The organism is Allobosea sp. GW821-FHT03A12, assembly GCF_058986765.1.
Window position 1 is genome coordinate 1 of record NZ_JBYSVZ010000003.1, and the last position, 15229, is coordinate 15229.

Genomic DNA, 15229 nt, shown 5'->3' on the forward strand with positions numbered 1-15229 from the left:
CGCGGGGTGGAGCAGCCCGGTAGCTCGTCAGGCTCATAACCTGAAGGTCGTCAGTTCAAATCTGGCCCCCGCAACCAAATATACAAATAACCCCGTCGCATCCTCGGCGGGGCTTTCGTTTTTGTTCTCTAAGCGTTCGTAGACGTCGCTCCAACGTTCTGGCGGATTTGGAGCTTTCAGCCTGGCAGTCGGTCCGTGCTATACCTCTCGAGCGCACCAAAATAGTCTCGGAAGTACTGTTGAAAGCGTGGATCTGGAATCTCCGAGAGGTCCACGAGGCCCTTAACTAGCGCGCCCTTTCGGCGAACTCCGGCCCGGTGTTTCAGGCGATTGAAGTAGCTCAGGGCCATCGTCTGATCGATGACATCAGGCAGGCGCAGCAGGTTCAGGATGAGTAACACGTCCGCCTCTGACCGATAGGGTCTATGCGGCTCGCCGAGTTGCTGAGTAGCATTGCCGAACAGGTTACTTGTCGAGACAAACTGATCAACCGACTGGCCGAAAACATCAGCCAGTATCACGCCCAGATGTAGCGAGACGCGGTTGGTGCCCTTTTCATAACGGGAAAATTGCTGTTGGTCGATGTCCAGGACCTGAGCGATCATGGATTGGGTCAAATGCCGCCCCTCCCGGCATTCCCGAATGTACGCGCCAAGGCGCACGTCCATTGGGCCAATCGCGATTTTCGGCATCGCTTCCACTACCTGCGGATAGCAAGTGGAAGAGCGCGCAGCCTGCATTGCAATCGATCTGCAGTAGAAATTGTATGGATCTGCAATCTATGAGAGTTAATTCGACGTTTGGTTCACGATGCGAAATATCTGGTCCTCGGCGTGCGCCGAACATCGCAAGCTCGCCGAAACGATAGCGAAGCGGGTGCCCGGCCTTATCCGCTATATGCCGGGGCCGCCGAAATAGCGCGCGTGATTCTGCTGCTGCTTCACGGGTTAGATCTTAGATTGCGCCAAAAAACTGGAGCTGCTGATGGTTCGCGCATAACGCCGTTACCATTCCGGTCGCGGCAGGCTAGTAAGGTTCTACGGGGAGCTTAGTGCTTTCCGACTCGCGTCGAAGAGGCGGAAGGAGCTGGTCCGCTCCGGACAGCCATCGCTCGTTCCGCCGCAGTTCGTCGGGACGACTCCGGTTCGCCTCAAGAGGAAGCAGGGCTGATGTGCTCTAAGCGGACGCGGCGTTTCTCTGCGCGATCGCCTCGGTGAAGATCGGCTCCCAGGCCATGACATGGCTGGTCATCAGCGCCTCAGCCTCGTCCTCCAACCCCTGCCGGATCACTTCGATGATGCGGTAATGCTCCGGCACGGACGCTCTCTGCCGCTCCAGTCCGTGGGCTGAGCGGATCCCGTAGAGCCGCATCCGGTCGCGCAGGCGCAGGACGATGTCGGCCAGGACCTCGTTGCCGGCGAGCGCCAGCAACTCGGCATGGAAGGCGCGGTCGGCGGCGAGATAGCGCGGCACGTCTCCGGTTTCGACCGATTCGGCGATGGCGTCGGCCTGCGCCTCGAGTTCCGCGAGATCGTCGGCTCCCATCCTGACCAGCTTGCGGAAGGCGGAGGCCTCGAGCTGCATGCGGACCTCGAAGATGCCGCGCAGTTCGTCGAGCGAGGGATCGACGACCCGGAAGCCGCGATTGCGCATCGGCTGGAGCAGCCCGTCCGAGGTGAGCTGGAGCAGGGCCTCGCGGATCGGCGTCGTCGAGATGCCGAGCGTGCGCGCCAGCGAGGGCACCGAGCAGACCGTGCCAGGCGGCATCTCGCCCGAGACGATCGCGATCCGCAGCTGATCGACGACCTGTTCGCGCAGATTGGCGTCTCCCGAGACCAGCTGCATCCGTTTCCTGCCTTGCGCCGAATAGTTGGTGCTCTCTGCCACGTTCAACCCGGATATGGCGAGTCGCATCTCGGACTTGAAGTAGCGCGTCACGCGTAATACATTACCTTATGTCCGATGTGCGGAAGGCCGAGATCAAAGAGGGCTATTGCACCCTGTGCCGCTCCCGCTGCGGTTCGCTGAACCATGTGCAGGACGGGCGGCTCGTCTCGGTCGCGCCCAATCCCGCCCACCCGACAGGGGCGGCGCTCTGCGCCAAGGGGCGGGCCGCGCCCGAGCTGGTCGAAAGCCCTCTGCGGCTGACCAGGCCGCTCAAGCGGACGACGCCGCGCGGCGCCGAAACACCGGGCTGGACCGAGATCGACTGGCCGGAGGCGCTCGACACCATCGCTGAACGGCTCGGCACGGTTCGGCGCGAGACCGGGGCCGAGACGGTCGCCTTCGCGGTGACCACGCCGAGCGGCACGCCGATGGTCGACAGCTTCGAGTGGGTCGAGCGCTTCATCCGCTGTTTTGGCAGTCCCAACCTGATCTACGCTGTCGAGATCTGCGGCTGGCACAAGGATTTCGCCCAGGCCCTGACCTATGGCCGTGGCATCGGCGCGGCCGACTACGACAATGCCGACGCGATCGTGCTCTGGGGCCACAACCCGACGCGGACCTGGCTGGCGCAGGCGACCCGCATAGCGGAGGCCCACAAGCGCGGCGCGACTGTCGCGGTGGTCGATCCCAAGCGCGGCGGCGCCGGCGAGAGCGCCGATCTCTGGCTCGGTATCCGCCCAGGCGCTGATGGCGCGCTCGCCATGGGCGCCATCCGCCATCTCCTCATCAACCGCAGCTATGACGACGCCTTCGTCCGGCAATGGACGAATGCGCCGATGCTGGTCGATCTCGCCACGGGGCGCCTGCTTCGGGCGCGCGACCTCTGGCAGGACGGCGCGACTGACGCCTTCGTGTTGTTGCGCCCGGATGGTTCAGTACAGGCCTATGACACACGCCATGCGCTGGAACGGCCGCAGGACATCGTCCTCGACGGTGAGGCGACACTGCAAGGTGCGGGTGGCCGGACAATCGCCTGCGCCACTGTGATGCGGCTCTTGGCGCGCGAGGCCGCCGCCTTCACGCCCGAGCACGTCGCCGGGATGACCGGGCTCGCGACCGACGACCTCGCCCGCTTCTATACGCTGTTCGAGGGGGCGCCGCGGCTCGCCTATCATTCCTGGACCGGCGTCGGTCAGCATTCCAACGCGACGATGATCGAACGCGCCATCGGCACGCTCTATGCGCTGACCGGTGCGAGCGACCGTATCGGCGGCAATGTCTGGACGAGCGCGCCGCCCTTCCGCGCCGTGAACGATTATGCCCTGCTGCCGGAAGCCCAGCGTCGCAAGGCGCTCGGCCTCGCCGAATTGCCATTGGGCCCACCGGCCAAGGGCTGGATCACCGCCCGCGATTTCTGCCGGTCCGTGCTCGAGGGCGAACCCTACCGCGTTCGCGCGCTGATGAGCTTCGGCACCAATTTCGTGGTGTCGCAGGGCGATTCCGGGCGCAATCGCGCGGCGCTGCAGGCGCTCGACTTCCATGTCCATGTCGACATGTTCATGAACCCGACCGCCGAGCAGGCCGACATCGTCCTGCCGGCGAGCATGCCCTGGGAGCGCGAAGCGCTCCGGCTCGGCTTCGAGATCACGCAGGAAGCGGTCGAGCACATCCAATTGCGCCAGGCCATGGTGCCGCCGCGCGGCGATGTCAGGGCCGATTACGACATCGCTCTCGCTTTGGCCTGCCGGCTCGGCCATGCCGAGGCCTTCTTCGGTGGCTCGATCGAGGCTGGTTGGAACCACCAGCTCGAACCGCTCGGGCTCAGCGTCGCGCAATTGCGGGAAGCGCCGGGCGGCATCCGCGTGCCGCAGCCCAATCCGGAGCGCAAATATGCTGCGATTGGCAAGGAAGGCGGTGTCGCCGGCTTCCCGACCGCGAGCCGCCGGGTCGAGATCTACTCCGAGCAGTTGCTCGCGCTCGGCCATCCGGCGCTGCCCTGCCATGTCGAGCCGGCGAGTGCGGCAGGGCGACCGCCCGAATTGCCGCTGCTGCTCTCGACCGCCAAGTCCGGCTGGTTCGTCCATTCCTCGCACCGTCATGTCGCCTCGCTCAGGCGCAAGGCACCCGACCCCTCGGTCGAGCTCAACCCGGCGGACGCGCAGGCGCGCGGCATCGTCGCCGGCGACTGGGTGACCGTGCGCACCCGCGACGGCGAGGTGAAGCTGCGCGCCAAGCTCGAGCCGACGTTGCCGGCGGGGACCGTGATCGCCGAGTTCGGCTGGTGGGAGGCTTGCACGCCGCTCGGACGTTCCGGTGGGACGGTGACGGGAGCGGCGACGCGCAACATCAACGCGATCCTGTTCGACCGCGATCGCGACCCGATCAGCGGCTCGGTGCCGCTGCGGGCGGTAGCCTGCGAGATCATCCGCGACGAGGCCGCCTCGCAGGGCTGGTGGACGGGCGAGCGCGCCTTCCGCGTGAGTTCGCGCCGGCGCGAGGCCGAGGATGTCCTTGCCTTTGGCCTCGCGCCTGTCGACGGCGGAGCGCTGCCCGGCTTCCTGCCCGGCCAGCATGTTGAGGTCGCCGAGCCCGGAACCGGATTGTCGCGCAGCTATTCGCTGACCGGCCCGACCGACAACCCGGCCGAGTACGAGATCGCGGTGCGCCTGATCGCGGCTGGCGGCGCAGGCATGCCGCCCGGCCGAATGTCGACGCGGCTGCACGCGCTGGAACCCGGCAGCATCGTCACCTTGAAGCCGCCGGCGGGGATATTCACCCCGCCTTTGACCGGCACTCGCCCGGTGATCCTGGTCGCGGCCGGTGTCGGCATCACGCCCTTCGTCGGCTATCTCGCGGCGCTCGCGCGGACCTTGCCGGAGCAGCGTCCGCCCTCCGTCGAGCTCGTCTACATCTGCCGCAACGGGGCAGAGCAGCCCTTCGGCGACTGGCTGTCGACGATCGCCGGCAGGATTCCGGAGCTGCGTGTGATCCGGGCCTTCACCCGGCCGCTGCCACAGGACCAGCTCGGCCGCGACTATGATCATGCCGGCCGGCCGGACATCGCGGCGCTCGGCGTCGTTCCGGGCGCGCGCCGGCCGCTGGCCTATCTCTGCGGGCCCGACGGCTTCGTCGCCGACACCAGGGCTGCCCTGGCCGGGATCGGCCTGCCGGGCTTCGACGTCTTCAGCGAGGTCTTCGTCTCGCAGATCGAGATACCCTCAAATCTGGCGCCGCGCCGCATCGTGCTGGAGCGGAGCGGGCGGTCCTTCGACTGGTCAGTACAGGCCGGCAGCCTGCTCGATGCCGCCGAGGCTGCCGGGCTGTCGCTGCCGAGCGGCTGCCGCAGCGGCCAATGCGAGAGCTGCCGCCTGCGTGTCGTCTCCGGCACCGCCAGCCATCTCTCGCCCTATGACGGCGCGCCCGACGACTGCCTGACCTGCTGTGCCGTGCCGCTCAGCGACCTCGTTCTCGACGCCTGACTGCAAACCAACGGCGGCAAACCGCCATAAGAGGGGACTATGACAGATACGATCCTGAACGAACGCGCGGCGGCGCCGCGCGAAGGCGCCCTTGTGCGCCTGTCGCAGACCATGGTGGCCTTTTCCGAGCGCTGGTTTCCGGACGCCTATATCTTCGTGCTGCTGGCGACAGTGGCAGTGGCGCTCGCCGCGATCGCGCATGGCGGCTCGCCGGTTGCGGTCAGCACGGCCTTTGGCGAAGGCTTCTGGAGCATCATCCCCTTCACCATGCAGATGGCTCTCGTCGCCATTGGCGGCTACATCGTGGCGCTGTCGCCGCCGGTCGCGGCGCTGATGCGCCGGGCCGCCGCGGTGCCGAGCAGCGGCCGCGGCGCCGTCGTCTTCGTCGGCGTGGTCAGCATCCTGCTCTCGCTGGTCAATTGGGGTGTCAGCCTGATCTTCTCCGGCCTGCTGGTGCGCGAGATCGCGCGGCGCCGCGACATCCGCCTCGATTATCGCGCCGCGGGCGCTGCCGGCTATCTCGGGCTCGGCTTCGGCTTCACCCTCGGCATCAGCTCCTCGGCGGCGCAGTTGCAGGCCAACCCGGCGAGCATTCCGCCCTCGCTGATGCCGATCACCGGCGTGATCAGCTTCTATGAGACGATCCTGACCTGGCAGAACCTCCTGGTGATCGTGGTCGGCACGCTGCTCTCGGCGGCGATCTGCTATTTTACGACCCCGTCCGACGCCTCCGCCAAGACCGCCGCCGATCTCGGCGTCGACCTGACCGACGTCAAGGCCGAGCAGAAACCGACCCGTCCGGGCGACTATCTCGAATTCAGCCCGCTCCTGACCATCCTGATCGTCGTGCTGGCGGCCGGGTGGTTCTACGAGACTTTCAAGTCCGGCAACCCGCTGATCACCATGTCGGGCCTCAATACCTACAATTTCGTCTTCCTGCTCGTCGGTGCCCTGCTGCATTGGCGGCCGCGCAGTTTCCTCGTCAGCTTCTCGCAGGCGATGCCGAGCGTCGCCGGCGTGCTGCTGCAATTCCCGTTCTATGGCGGCATCGCTTATATGCTGACGCGGGTGAAGGCCGGGGGCGTCACGCTCTCCGACACGATCGCGCACTGGTTCGTCAGCCTCGCCAGCGATGCCAGCGTGTTCTCCTTCATCGTCGGCATCTATTCGGCGATCCTCGGCTTCTTCATCCCCTCGGCCGGCGGCAAATGGATCATCGAGGCGCCCTACATCATGAAGGCCGCCAACGAGATCGGCGCGCATCTCGGCTGGACCGTGATGGTCTACAACATCGCCGAGACCCTGCCGAACTTCATCAACCCGTTCTGGATGCTGCCGCTGCTCGGCGTGCTCAAGCTGAAGTCGAAGGATCTGATCGGCTACACCTCGATGCAGTTCTTCATCCACTTCCCGGTGGTGATGCTGCTCGCGGTCGCCCTGATGCACACCTTCACCTACCGCGCTCCGGTCACCCCCTGAGCGAGCGGAGCCTCGTCGTCCCTGCCGGTACGCTCATGCGGCAGGGACGAACTCGCCGAGGACCGTCGATGGAGTTGACGGGCGGCTGGTAGCCGCCGACCTTGCTGCGGCTGGACGAAGCGGTGTCCAGAACCGCGAGCCGGGGCAACGTCATGGCTGACCTCGACTTCATCTTCATGCTGACGCGCCATGACCGGACGGTGCCGGAGGCCGCCGGCCATGTCGCGACCGCGCTCGCAGCCGGCATCCGCCATATCGGCTTCAAGGATGTCGGGCTGCCGCTTCCCGCGCTCAGGGAGCTCGGCCGCACGATCAAGGCCGGCGGCGCGGCGAGCTATCTCGAAGTCGTCTCGCTCGACCGCGCCAGCGAGATCATGTCGGTCCGCGCCGCTATCGATCTCGGCGTCGACCATCTGCTGGGCGGCACGCATGTCGACGATGTCCTGCCGCTGCTGCGCGGCAGCGGCATCCGCTACTACCCGTTCCCGGGCCGGATCGCGGGACATCCGAGCGTGCTGAACGGCTCGATCGACGAGATCGCCGCCAGCGCCCACGCCCTTGCGGGCCGGGACGGCGTCGACGGCCTCGATCTGCTCGCCTACCGCTCCGGCGTCGACGTCCCCGCGCTGATGACCGCCGTCTGCGCCACCACGGACAAGCCGGTGATCGTCGCGGGCTCGATCGACCGGCCCGAGCAGATCGAGGCGGTTCGCCGGGCCGGCGCAGCGGGGTTCACCATCGGCACATCGGCGCTGGAGGGCCGCTTTCCGGCGCGTGCAACCGCGCTGGACGCACAGCTTGAAGCGATCGCAGCCTGCCTTTGAGAACAAAATAGCTCAGGAGAGCGGCGCCTTCTGCCGCAGGGAGCGCGGGGTTTCGCGGAAGGCCGCCTTGAAGTCCCGCGAGAGATGGGCGCTGTCGGCAAAGCCCGCACCCATCGCGATGTCTGTGAGCGAGCGCCTGCTGTTCAGGATCAACCATTTCGCATAGTCGAGCCGGAGCTTGCGCTGGAAGGCCGCCGGGCTCTGGCCCAATGAGGCGCCGAACAGGCGCTCGAGCTGGCGCGGGCTGACCCCGACATAGCGCGCGACGGCCGCGATCGGCGGGGGATTGTCGAGCCGCTGCTCGATGAACTGCGCGGCCTGCTGCACCCGGACGTCGAGATTGGGCGCCAGCTCGGCGTAGAAGTGCGCTTGCGGCATCTCGGCCGGGCGCATGTCCTGCAGCATCATATGCCGCATCGCCTGCTGGGCCTTGTCGCGGCCGCAATGGCGGGCGACGAGGTAGAGGCCGAGATCGATCGCCGCGGTCGAGCCGGCGCAGGTGATCAGGTCGCCTTCGTCGATGAAGAGCCGCTCGACCCCGGCCGAGACCTTGGGAAAGCGCTCCTTGAAGGCGTCGAGCACGTTCCAGTGCACGCAGACCCGGCGCGGGCCGGCGAGGCCGGCGCGGGCGATGGCGAAGGTGCCGGTGCAGATGCCGAGTAGGCGTACGCCCGATGCCGCCGCCCGGCGCAGATAGCCGAGCAGGCTCTCAGGGAGAGCGTCGTTGAGATAGTCGTTGCCACCGCAGACGGCGATATAGTCGAAGCCGGTAGGGTCGAGCAGGCCTGCGTTGGGGGTGACCGAGACGCCGCAGCTCGAACGCCGGGGCTCGCCGTCGAGGCTCATCACCGTCCAGCTCGCATGCAGCTGGCGGCTGCGCCCGCCATGGTCCGCCGCCAGCCGCAGCACGTCGATCAGCCCGGAGAAGGCGGCGAGCGTGAACTGGTCGAGCAGCAGGAAGCCGATCCGCAGCCGCGAGACGGGTGCAGCGGGCTGTGGCCGGTCGCTGGCGGCTTGATGGAGCTGCGCGGTGCTCATGTCGTGATTATTCAAATTTTGGGCCGGTGCATTCTAGTGCCTTTTGCGGCCTGCGCGCCAACATATCCCTACAGAAGCGCAAAGACGCTCGGCAGAGGAGAACGACGATGACCCGACCCATCCGGCTGGCCGCGGCCATGCTCGCCACCACCCTGCTCACCGCGCCCGCCTTGGCGCAGCAACCCTCCTCGATCACCGTCGCCTGGTATGGCGGCAACTGGGGCGACGCCTTCAAGGCCTGCGTCGCCGAGCCCTTCACCAAGGCGACCGGTATCGCCGTCAACGCCGAGATCGGCACCTCGACCGTCACTTTGGCGAAGCTGCAGCAGCAGAAGGCCGCGCCGACGATCGACGTCGCCTGGATGGATGGCGGCATCAGCGAGCTCGCCCTCGCCGCGGAGGTGACCGACAGCCTCGATCCGGCGGCGATCCCCAATCTCGCCAACACCCTGCCGGAAGCGATCTACAAGAACGGCGCCACCACCTATGCGGTCGGCACCGGCTATTATTCGCTGGGGCTCACCTACAACACCCAGAAGATCAAGACCGCGCCGACCTCCTGGAACGATCTCTGGAAGCCCGAATTCGAGGACGCCGTCACCATCCCCTCGCCGGCGAATTCCTCCGGCGTGCCCTTCGTGATGTTCCTGTCGAAGATCTGGGGCCATCCGGCCGGCGATCTGTCCCCGACCTTCAAGAAGATCAAGGAACTCAAGGCCGCGCTGTTCTTCGATTCCTCGGGCGCCGCGACCAACGCCTATCAGAGCGGCGAGGCGATCATCGGCGCGCACTTCAACGTCGGCGCCTGGGATCTCGCCGACAAGGGCCTGCCGATCGGCTTCGTCGTGCCGAAGGAAGGCGCCTGGGCGACCGATGCCCGCCTGCATCTGGTCAAGGGCACGCCGAAGAAGGACGCAGCAGCGAAGTTCATCAACCAGGCGCTGACGCCGGAAGCCTCCGGCTGCCTCGCCGAAAAGCTCTATCTCGGCCCGTCGGTGAAGAACGTCACGGTCAAGCCCGAGACGGCGCGCAAGCTGCCCTGGGGCGAGGCCGGCTCGGTCAAGAACCTGCAATTGTTCGACTGGGCTGAGATCAACGGCCTGCGCTCGCGGGTCGTCGACGAGTGGAACCGCCAGATCGCCCGCAAGTGAGCTGATGGCAACGAGCATCGCGAGCCGCAGCATGAGCCCCATCCTCGCCATAGACGGCCTGTCCAAGCATTTCGGCGGGCAGCCGGCGCTGACGGCGATCGAGCTCGCCGTGGAGCAGGGCGAGTTCATCGCCCTGCTCGGGCCCTCGGGCTGCGGCAAGACCACGCTGCTGCGCTGCATTGCCGGTTTCCTGACGCCGGAGGCTGGCACGATCCGGCTCGCCGGCGAGGATGTGACGCGCGTGCCGCCCTATCGGCGCCCGCTCAACACCGTCTTCCAGAACTACGCGCTCTTCCCGCATATGAGTGTCGCCGAGAACGTCGCCTATGGGCCGCGCCGCCAAGGTGTCGCCAAGGACGAGGCGGGCAAGCGCGCGGCCGAGGCGCTGGAGCTGGTCGGTCTCGCCGGCTTCGGCGAACGCCTGCCGGCGCAGCTTTCCGGCGGCCAGCAGCAGCGCGTCGCGTTGGCCCGCGCCATCGTCAACCGGCCGCAATTGCTGCTGCTCGACGAACCCCTGAGCGCGCTCGACCTGAAGCTGCGCAAGAAGGTCCAGAGCGAGCTCAAGCAGATCCAGCACCGGCTCGGCATCGCCTTCCTGTTCGTGACGCACGACCAGGAGGAGGCGATGACGCTGGCCGACCGGATCGTGCTGATGAATCGCGGCCAGATCGAGCAGATCGGCCGCGGGCAGGACATTTATGCCCGTCCCGCGACCCGCTTCGCCGCCGACTTTATCGGCGACGCCAATCTGCTCGCGGTCAACCGGCGTGACGATGCCAGCTTCTCGCTGCTCGATGGCGCGATCACGCTGCCCGCGGCCGATGCACCGCAGGGCGAACTCTCCGGCGTGCTGCGGCCCGAGGACATCCTCGTCACGGCCGAGCCGGTCGCCGAGCGCCTCGCTCTCCCGGCCGTCGTCTCCGAGATCGTCCATGTCGGCAGCCATGCCTCGGTGGCGCTGACCGTCGGCGGCTCCACGCTGACCGCCCGGCTCGCCCCGTCGGCTCTGGCCGGCCTCGACGTTGGCCAGCCCGTCTTCGCCAATATCCGCCTTACCGACCTTCGCCTCGTGCCGGGGGATGCGTGATGAGCGGAGCGCTGCGCCCGGTCCTGCTGCTCTGCGCCTTGCCGGCAGCCTTCTTCGTCGCCTTCTTCCTGGCGCCGATGGCGGTCGTCCTGATCGCGAGCCTGACGACGGCGGCCGGCCAGCCGACCTTCGCGCATTACGTCCGCATCCTCGCCGACGCCTATCACTGGGACGTACTCTGGGTGACCTTCCGGATCGGGGCGCTGACCACGCTGGTCTGCGTGCTGATCGGCTATCCGCTCGCCTGGTATCTCGTCCGTATCGTGCGGTTTCGGCCCTGGCGCCGGTTTTGCGTGATCCTGCTGGTCGTGCCGCTGTTCACCAGCAACATCGTCCGCTCCTTCGGCTGGATGGTGCTGCTCGGCCGCAACGGCCTGGTCAATGACGGGCTGATCGGGCTGGGCCTGATCGAGCGGCCGATGCGCTTCCTCGGGACCGAGCTCGGCATCCTGATCGGCCTTATCTACATCCTGCTGCCCTTCATCGTGCTCGCCGTCGGCAATGCGCTCGCCAAGGTCGATCCGGCGCTGGAGCACGCCTCCGCCGATCTCGGCGCAACGCCGGCCGGCACCTTCCGCACGATCATCTTCCCGCTCAGCCTGCCCGGTCTGATGGCCGGCGCCGTCATGGTCTTCATGCTGGCGGTCAGCGCCTATGTCACGCCGGCATTGCTCAGCGGCGGCCGGATCACCGTCTTCTCGATGCTGATCTTCCAGCAATACAGCTCGGTCTTCGACTTCAACTATGGCGGTGCGCTCAGCATCACCATGCTGGTGCTGACGCTGGCGCTCGTCGCCATCGCCGGGCGCCTCAGTGAGCCGAGGAGGGCCTGAGATGGTGTCAGCTCTCGTCCGGATCGTCTCCTTCGCCGCGCTGGCCTATCTCGCGCTGCCGCTCGTCGTCCTCGTCGGGGCGTCGCTGACCACGACCAGCTTCCTCGCCTTCCCGCCGCAGGGGCTGACGCTCGCCTGGTACGGCAAGATGCTCGGCGATCCCTCTTATGTTTCGGCCTTCCTGATCAGCACGCTGCTCGCCGTCGCCGCGACGATTGTCGCGGTGCTGCTGGCGGTGCCGGCGGCGATCGCGATCGCCCGCTATCGCTTCACCGGCCGCGGGCTCCTCTCGGAGACGCTGATGTCGCCGCTGATCCTGCCGCATGTCGTGCTCGGCGCGGCGCTGCTGCAATATGGCAGCGCGATCGGTCTCGTCCGCAGCTTTCCGGCGCTGCTGGTCGGGCATGTCGTGATCATCATGCCCTTCGTGCTGCGGGCGGTGCTGCCGCAGCTCAGCGAGGAGCAGCGCAGCCTAGAGGAAGCCTCGGCCGATCTCGGCGCCCGGCCGCTGACCACCTTCTTCCTGGTGACGCTGCCGCAGATCCGCAGCGGGCTCGTCAGCGGCGCAATTTTCGCCTTCATCGCCTCCTGGATCAATGTCGAGCTCAGCATCTTCAACACCACGGCCGAGCTGACCACGATCCCGGTCAAGCTGTTCAACTACGTCCAGTACACGATCGACCCGACGATCGCCGCGGTCTCCGGCCTGACCATCATCGTCGCCGCCGTCGTGATCGTGCTGCTCGACCTCACCATCGGCCTCGACGTGCTCTCGGAGCGACGCCGCTAACCCTCTCCACCATCTGTTTTCCCAAGGAGCCGCACATGCGCCAGCAGAATGTCTTCGACGTCGTCTACACGCATACCGAGGGTGAGCCCCTCTGCATCATCCATAGCGGGATTCCGTATCCCGCCGGATCGAGCATCCTGGAGAAGCGCCGCTTCCTCGAGGAGAACTATGACTGGCTGCGCTGCGCCCTGATGCGCGAGCCACGCGGGCACAAGGACATGTTCGGCGTCTTCCTGACGCCGCCGTCGAGCCCGGAGTTCGATGCCGGCCTGATCTATATCGACGGCACCCAGTATTCCCACATGTGCGGCCACGGCACGATCGCGGTCGGCATGGCGATGGTCGCGCTCGGCCTGGTCCGGCGCGGCGAGAACGGCCGCACCACCATCCGCTTCGAGACCACCGCCGGGTTGGTCACGGCCGAAGTCGCCAATGACGGTCCGGACGTGCTCTGGACCCGCTTCGAGAACGTGCCGGCCTATGTCGCAGCGCAGGACGTGCCGTTCGACCTGCCGGGCGTCGGCTCGCTCAAGGCCGACATCGTCTGGGGCGGCAACTATTTCGGGATCATCGATCTGCGCGGCACCTCGCTCAGGATCTCGCCGGAGAATGGCTCGGAGCTCTCCCGCCTCGGCATCATCGCCCGCGAGCAGCTCCGCCAGAAGGTCGCGATCCAGCACCCGGCCTCGGCTCACATCAACAACTTCAATTTCGTCACCTTCTGGCACGAGCCGACGATCGAGGGCGCCTTCTACAAGAACGTCCACGTCTTCTCGGCCGGCCAGCTCGACCGCTCGCCCGGCGGCACCGGCACCAGCGCGATGATGGCGATGTATGAGGCACGCGGCCTGATGAAGCTGCAGCAGCCGATCCGCTCTGAAGGGTTGCTCGGCTCCGGCACCTTCGAGGGCTGCCTGATCGGCGAGACCAGCCTGAACGGGACGCGGGCAGTGCGCCCGACCGTGAAGGGCACCGCCGGTCTGCTCGGCACGGCGCGCTGGACGATCAACCGCGACGATCCGGTCGACGCCGGCTTCCTCGTCGCCTGATCAGGCCTCCTGGCGGGGCGGCGCTAGGCCGCCCTGCTCTTGCGCTGCGGCTGCCCGGCGGCCGGCGATCCATGCCGCTGTCGCTTCCAGGCGAGTGCGGTCGATGCCGGTCGCGATGCCCCTGGCCTCGAAATGCGCGACCAGCCGTTCGGTGGCGAGATTGCCGGCCGCTCCGGGCGCGTAGGGGCAGCCGCCGAGTCCGCCGACAGAGCCGTCGAATACGCGCAGGCCCAGCTCCCAGGCCGCCGCGACATTGGCGATGGCCCGGCCGGAGGTGTCGTGGAAATGCCCGGCTAGCGTCGCCGCCGGCGCCCTCCGCAGCGCCGCCTCGACCATGGCCGCGGTGCGCTCCGGCGTGCCGCGACCGAGCGTGTCGGACAAGGCGATCTCGTTGCAGCCGAGCGCCAGCAGCTCGGCCGTGACCACCGCGACCGCCTCCGGCGCGATCTCTCCCTCATAGGGGCAGTCGAGCGCGCAGGAGACGTAGCCGCGCACCGGCACTCCGGCGCGCTGGGCGAGAGCCATCACCGGCCGGAAGCGTTCGATGCTCTCCGCAATGGTGCAGTTGGTGTTCTTCCGGCAGAAGCTCTCGGAGGCCGCGGTGAACACGGCGAGCACCTGTGCACCGGCCGCGAGCGCGGCCTCGGCGCCTTTCTCATTGGGCACCAGGGCGGAATAGGTCACGCCCGGCCGGCGATCTACGCTGCGCATCACCGCCTCATGGTCGGCCATCTGCGGCACCCAGCGCGGCGAGACGAAGGCGGTCGCTTCGATCCGGGAGAGGCCGGCATCGGCAAGCCGGCCGATCAGCGCGAGCTTGTCCGCGGTCGCGATCTCGGCCTTCTCGTTCTGCAGGCCGTCGCGCGGGCCGACCTCGACGATGGTGACGCGCTCGCCCGCCATCGTCAGGCGCCGAGATAGGCCGAGCGCACGCGCTCGTCGCGCAGAAGCTCAGCGCCGGTGCCTTCGAGCGTGATCGTGCCGGTCTCGATGACATAGGCGCGGTCGGCGATGGCGAGCGCCTGATTGGCCATCTGCTCGACCAAGAGGATCGTCATGCCCTCCTCGCGCAGACGGCGGATCACGGAAAAGACCTCGCGGACGATCAGCGGCGCGAGGCCGAGCGAGGGCTCGTCGAGCAGCAGGAGCTTGGGACGCGCCATCAGGGCGCGGGCGATCGCCAGCATCTGCTGCTCGCCGCCGGAGAGCGTTCCGGCGAGCTGGTCCTGCCGCTCGGCGAGGCGCGGGAAGACGGCGAAATAGCGCTCAATATCGCTGGCGATGCCATCCTCGTCGCGGCGCGCATAGGCGCCGAGCACGAGATTGTCGCGCACGCTCTGATCGCCGAAGACCAGGCGCCCTTCCGGCGAATGGCCGATGCCGAGCCTGACGCAGTCATGGCCGCGGATGCCGGTGATGTCCTTGCCCTCGAAGCGGATCGAACCGCCGGCGACCTTCGCCAGCCCGCCGATCGCCCGCATCAGCGTCGACTTGCCGGCGCCATTGCCGCCGATCAGCGTGACGACCTCGCCCTGGCCGACCTGCAGCGAGATGCCCTTCAGCGCCTCGACCGCACCGTAGCGGACTTTCAGACCTTCGATCGCGAGCATGG

At 67.3% G+C, this 15229-nt stretch carries 13 protein-coding genes and 1 tRNA gene; 9 read left to right on the top strand and 5 right to left on the bottom strand.

Annotated elements, in window-relative coordinates:
- Nucleotides 1-77 (top strand) — tRNA-Met (locus tag AC3WLC_RS07810).
- 99 nt (nt 78-176) lie between these two features.
- On the opposite strand, the gene AC3WLC_RS07815 is transcribed toward AC3WLC_RS07810, so the two are convergent.
- Both AC3WLC_RS07815 and AC3WLC_RS07820 read right to left on the bottom strand, forming a co-directional pair.
- The gene (locus AC3WLC_RS07815) at nt 177-740 is read right to left on the bottom strand and encodes a helix-turn-helix domain-containing protein (RefSeq protein ID WP_493683369.1); all 564 of its coding nucleotides are present in this window, start codon (nt 738-740) and stop codon (nt 177-179) included.
- A 436-nt stretch (nt 741-1176) separates the two neighbouring features.
- Nucleotides 1177-1845, bottom strand: coding sequence for a GntR family transcriptional regulator (locus AC3WLC_RS07820; RefSeq protein WP_493683370.1), 669 nt, complete (start codon nt 1843-1845; stop codon nt 1177-1179).
- A gap of 110 nt (nt 1846-1955) precedes the next feature.
- Here AC3WLC_RS07820 and AC3WLC_RS07825 point away from each other — a divergent pair, with 110 nt between their 5' ends.
- The 3 genes from AC3WLC_RS07825 (at nt 1956) to AC3WLC_RS07835 (ending at nt 7669) form a co-directional block, all read left to right on the top strand.
- Nucleotides 1956-5366 (top strand): molybdopterin-dependent oxidoreductase, encoded by a 3411-nt coding sequence (locus AC3WLC_RS07825; protein WP_493683371.1) that lies wholly within the window; start codon nt 1956-1958, stop codon nt 5364-5366.
- Nucleotides 5367-5405: 39 nt separating this feature from the next.
- Complete coding sequence (locus AC3WLC_RS07830) at nt 5406-6845, top strand: short-chain fatty acid transporter (RefSeq protein ID WP_493683372.1); 1440 nt, start codon at nt 5406-5408, stop codon at nt 6843-6845.
- Nucleotides 6846-6997: 152 nt separating this feature from the next.
- Nucleotides 6998-7669, top strand: a complete 672-nt coding sequence (locus AC3WLC_RS07835; RefSeq protein WP_493683373.1) for a nitronate monooxygenase family protein — start codon at nt 6998-7000, stop codon at nt 7667-7669.
- 12 nt (nt 7670-7681) lie between these two features.
- Here the strand turns inward: AC3WLC_RS07835 and AC3WLC_RS07840 are convergent, their stop codons facing one another.
- A complete protein-coding gene (locus AC3WLC_RS07840) occupies nt 7682-8707 on the bottom strand; it encodes a GlxA family transcriptional regulator (protein ID WP_493683374.1) in 1026 nt (341 codons plus the stop codon).
- Between the two features lie 107 nt (nt 8708-8814).
- Between AC3WLC_RS07840 and AC3WLC_RS07845 the strand changes: the two genes are divergently transcribed.
- From AC3WLC_RS07845 to AC3WLC_RS07865, 5 genes are read left to right on the top strand one after another with little or no spacing between them, the layout of a single operon-like run.
- On the top strand, nt 8815-9858 hold the full coding sequence (locus AC3WLC_RS07845; RefSeq protein WP_493683375.1) for an ABC transporter substrate-binding protein: 1044 nt from the start codon (nt 8815-8817) through the stop codon (nt 9856-9858).
- Between the two features lie 31 nt (nt 9859-9889).
- Nucleotides 9890-10945: an ABC transporter ATP-binding protein gene (locus tag AC3WLC_RS07850; RefSeq protein ID WP_493683376.1), complete on the top strand. Its 1056-nt coding sequence runs from the start codon at nt 9890-9892 to the stop codon at nt 10943-10945.
- Nucleotides 10945-11778 carry an ABC transporter permease gene (locus tag AC3WLC_RS07855; protein WP_493683377.1) on the top strand — a complete coding sequence of 278 codons (834 nt, stop codon included), beginning with the start codon at nt 10945-10947 and terminating at the stop codon, nt 11776-11778. Before AC3WLC_RS07850 ends, AC3WLC_RS07855 begins: the two co-directional genes overlap by 1 nt.
- 1 nt (nt 11779) lies before the next feature.
- Nucleotides 11780-12568, top strand: a complete 789-nt coding sequence (locus AC3WLC_RS07860) for an ABC transporter permease (RefSeq protein ID WP_493683378.1) — start codon at nt 11780-11782, stop codon at nt 12566-12568.
- A gap of 35 nt (nt 12569-12603) precedes the next feature.
- Nucleotides 12604-13617 (top strand): proline racemase family protein, encoded by a 1014-nt coding sequence (locus tag AC3WLC_RS07865; protein WP_493683379.1) that lies wholly within the window; start codon nt 12604-12606, stop codon nt 13615-13617.
- Here AC3WLC_RS07865 and AC3WLC_RS07870 read toward each other — a convergent pair whose 3' ends face one another.
- Nucleotides 13618-14520, bottom strand: a complete 903-nt coding sequence (locus tag AC3WLC_RS07870) for a hydroxymethylglutaryl-CoA lyase (protein ID WP_493683380.1) — start codon at nt 14518-14520, stop codon at nt 13618-13620.
- Nucleotides 14521-14522: 2 nt separating this feature from the next.
- Nucleotides 14523-15227 carry an ABC transporter ATP-binding protein gene (locus AC3WLC_RS07875; protein ID WP_493684512.1) on the bottom strand — a complete coding sequence of 235 codons (705 nt, stop codon included), beginning with the start codon at nt 15225-15227 and terminating at the stop codon, nt 14523-14525.
- Between the last annotated feature and the right edge of the window lie 2 nt (nt 15228-15229).

Coding starts and splice junctions, on each gene's coding strand:
- AC3WLC_RS07815 (WP_493683369.1), bottom strand. CDS start 740: ATGCAGGCTGCGCGCTCTTCCACTTGCTATCCGCAGGTAGTGGAAGCG.
- AC3WLC_RS07820 (WP_493683370.1), bottom strand. CDS start 1,845: ATGCAGCTGGTCTCGGGAGACGCCAATCTGCGCGAACAGGTCGTCGAT.
- AC3WLC_RS07825 (WP_493683371.1), top strand. CDS start 1,956: ATGTCCGATGTGCGGAAGGCCGAGATCAAAGAGGGCTATTGCACCCTG.
- AC3WLC_RS07830 (WP_493683372.1), top strand. CDS start 5,406: ATGACAGATACGATCCTGAACGAACGCGCGGCGGCGCCGCGCGAAGGC.
- AC3WLC_RS07835 (WP_493683373.1), top strand. CDS start 6,998: ATGGCTGACCTCGACTTCATCTTCATGCTGACGCGCCATGACCGGACG.
- AC3WLC_RS07840 (WP_493683374.1), bottom strand. CDS start 8,707: ATGAGCACCGCGCAGCTCCATCAAGCCGCCAGCGACCGGCCACAGCCC.
- AC3WLC_RS07845 (WP_493683375.1), top strand. CDS start 8,815: ATGACCCGACCCATCCGGCTGGCCGCGGCCATGCTCGCCACCACCCTG.
- AC3WLC_RS07850 (WP_493683376.1), top strand. CDS start 9,890: ATGAGCCCCATCCTCGCCATAGACGGCCTGTCCAAGCATTTCGGCGGG.
- AC3WLC_RS07855 (WP_493683377.1), top strand. CDS start 10,945: ATGAGCGGAGCGCTGCGCCCGGTCCTGCTGCTCTGCGCCTTGCCGGCA.
- AC3WLC_RS07860 (WP_493683378.1), top strand. CDS start 11,780: ATGGTGTCAGCTCTCGTCCGGATCGTCTCCTTCGCCGCGCTGGCCTAT.
- AC3WLC_RS07865 (WP_493683379.1), top strand. CDS start 12,604: ATGCGCCAGCAGAATGTCTTCGACGTCGTCTACACGCATACCGAGGGT.
- AC3WLC_RS07870 (WP_493683380.1), bottom strand. CDS start 14,520: ATGGCGGGCGAGCGCGTCACCATCGTCGAGGTCGGCCCGCGCGACGGC.
- AC3WLC_RS07875 (WP_493684512.1), bottom strand. CDS start 15,227: ATGCTCGCGATCGAAGGTCTGAAAGTCCGCTACGGTGCGGTCGAGGCG.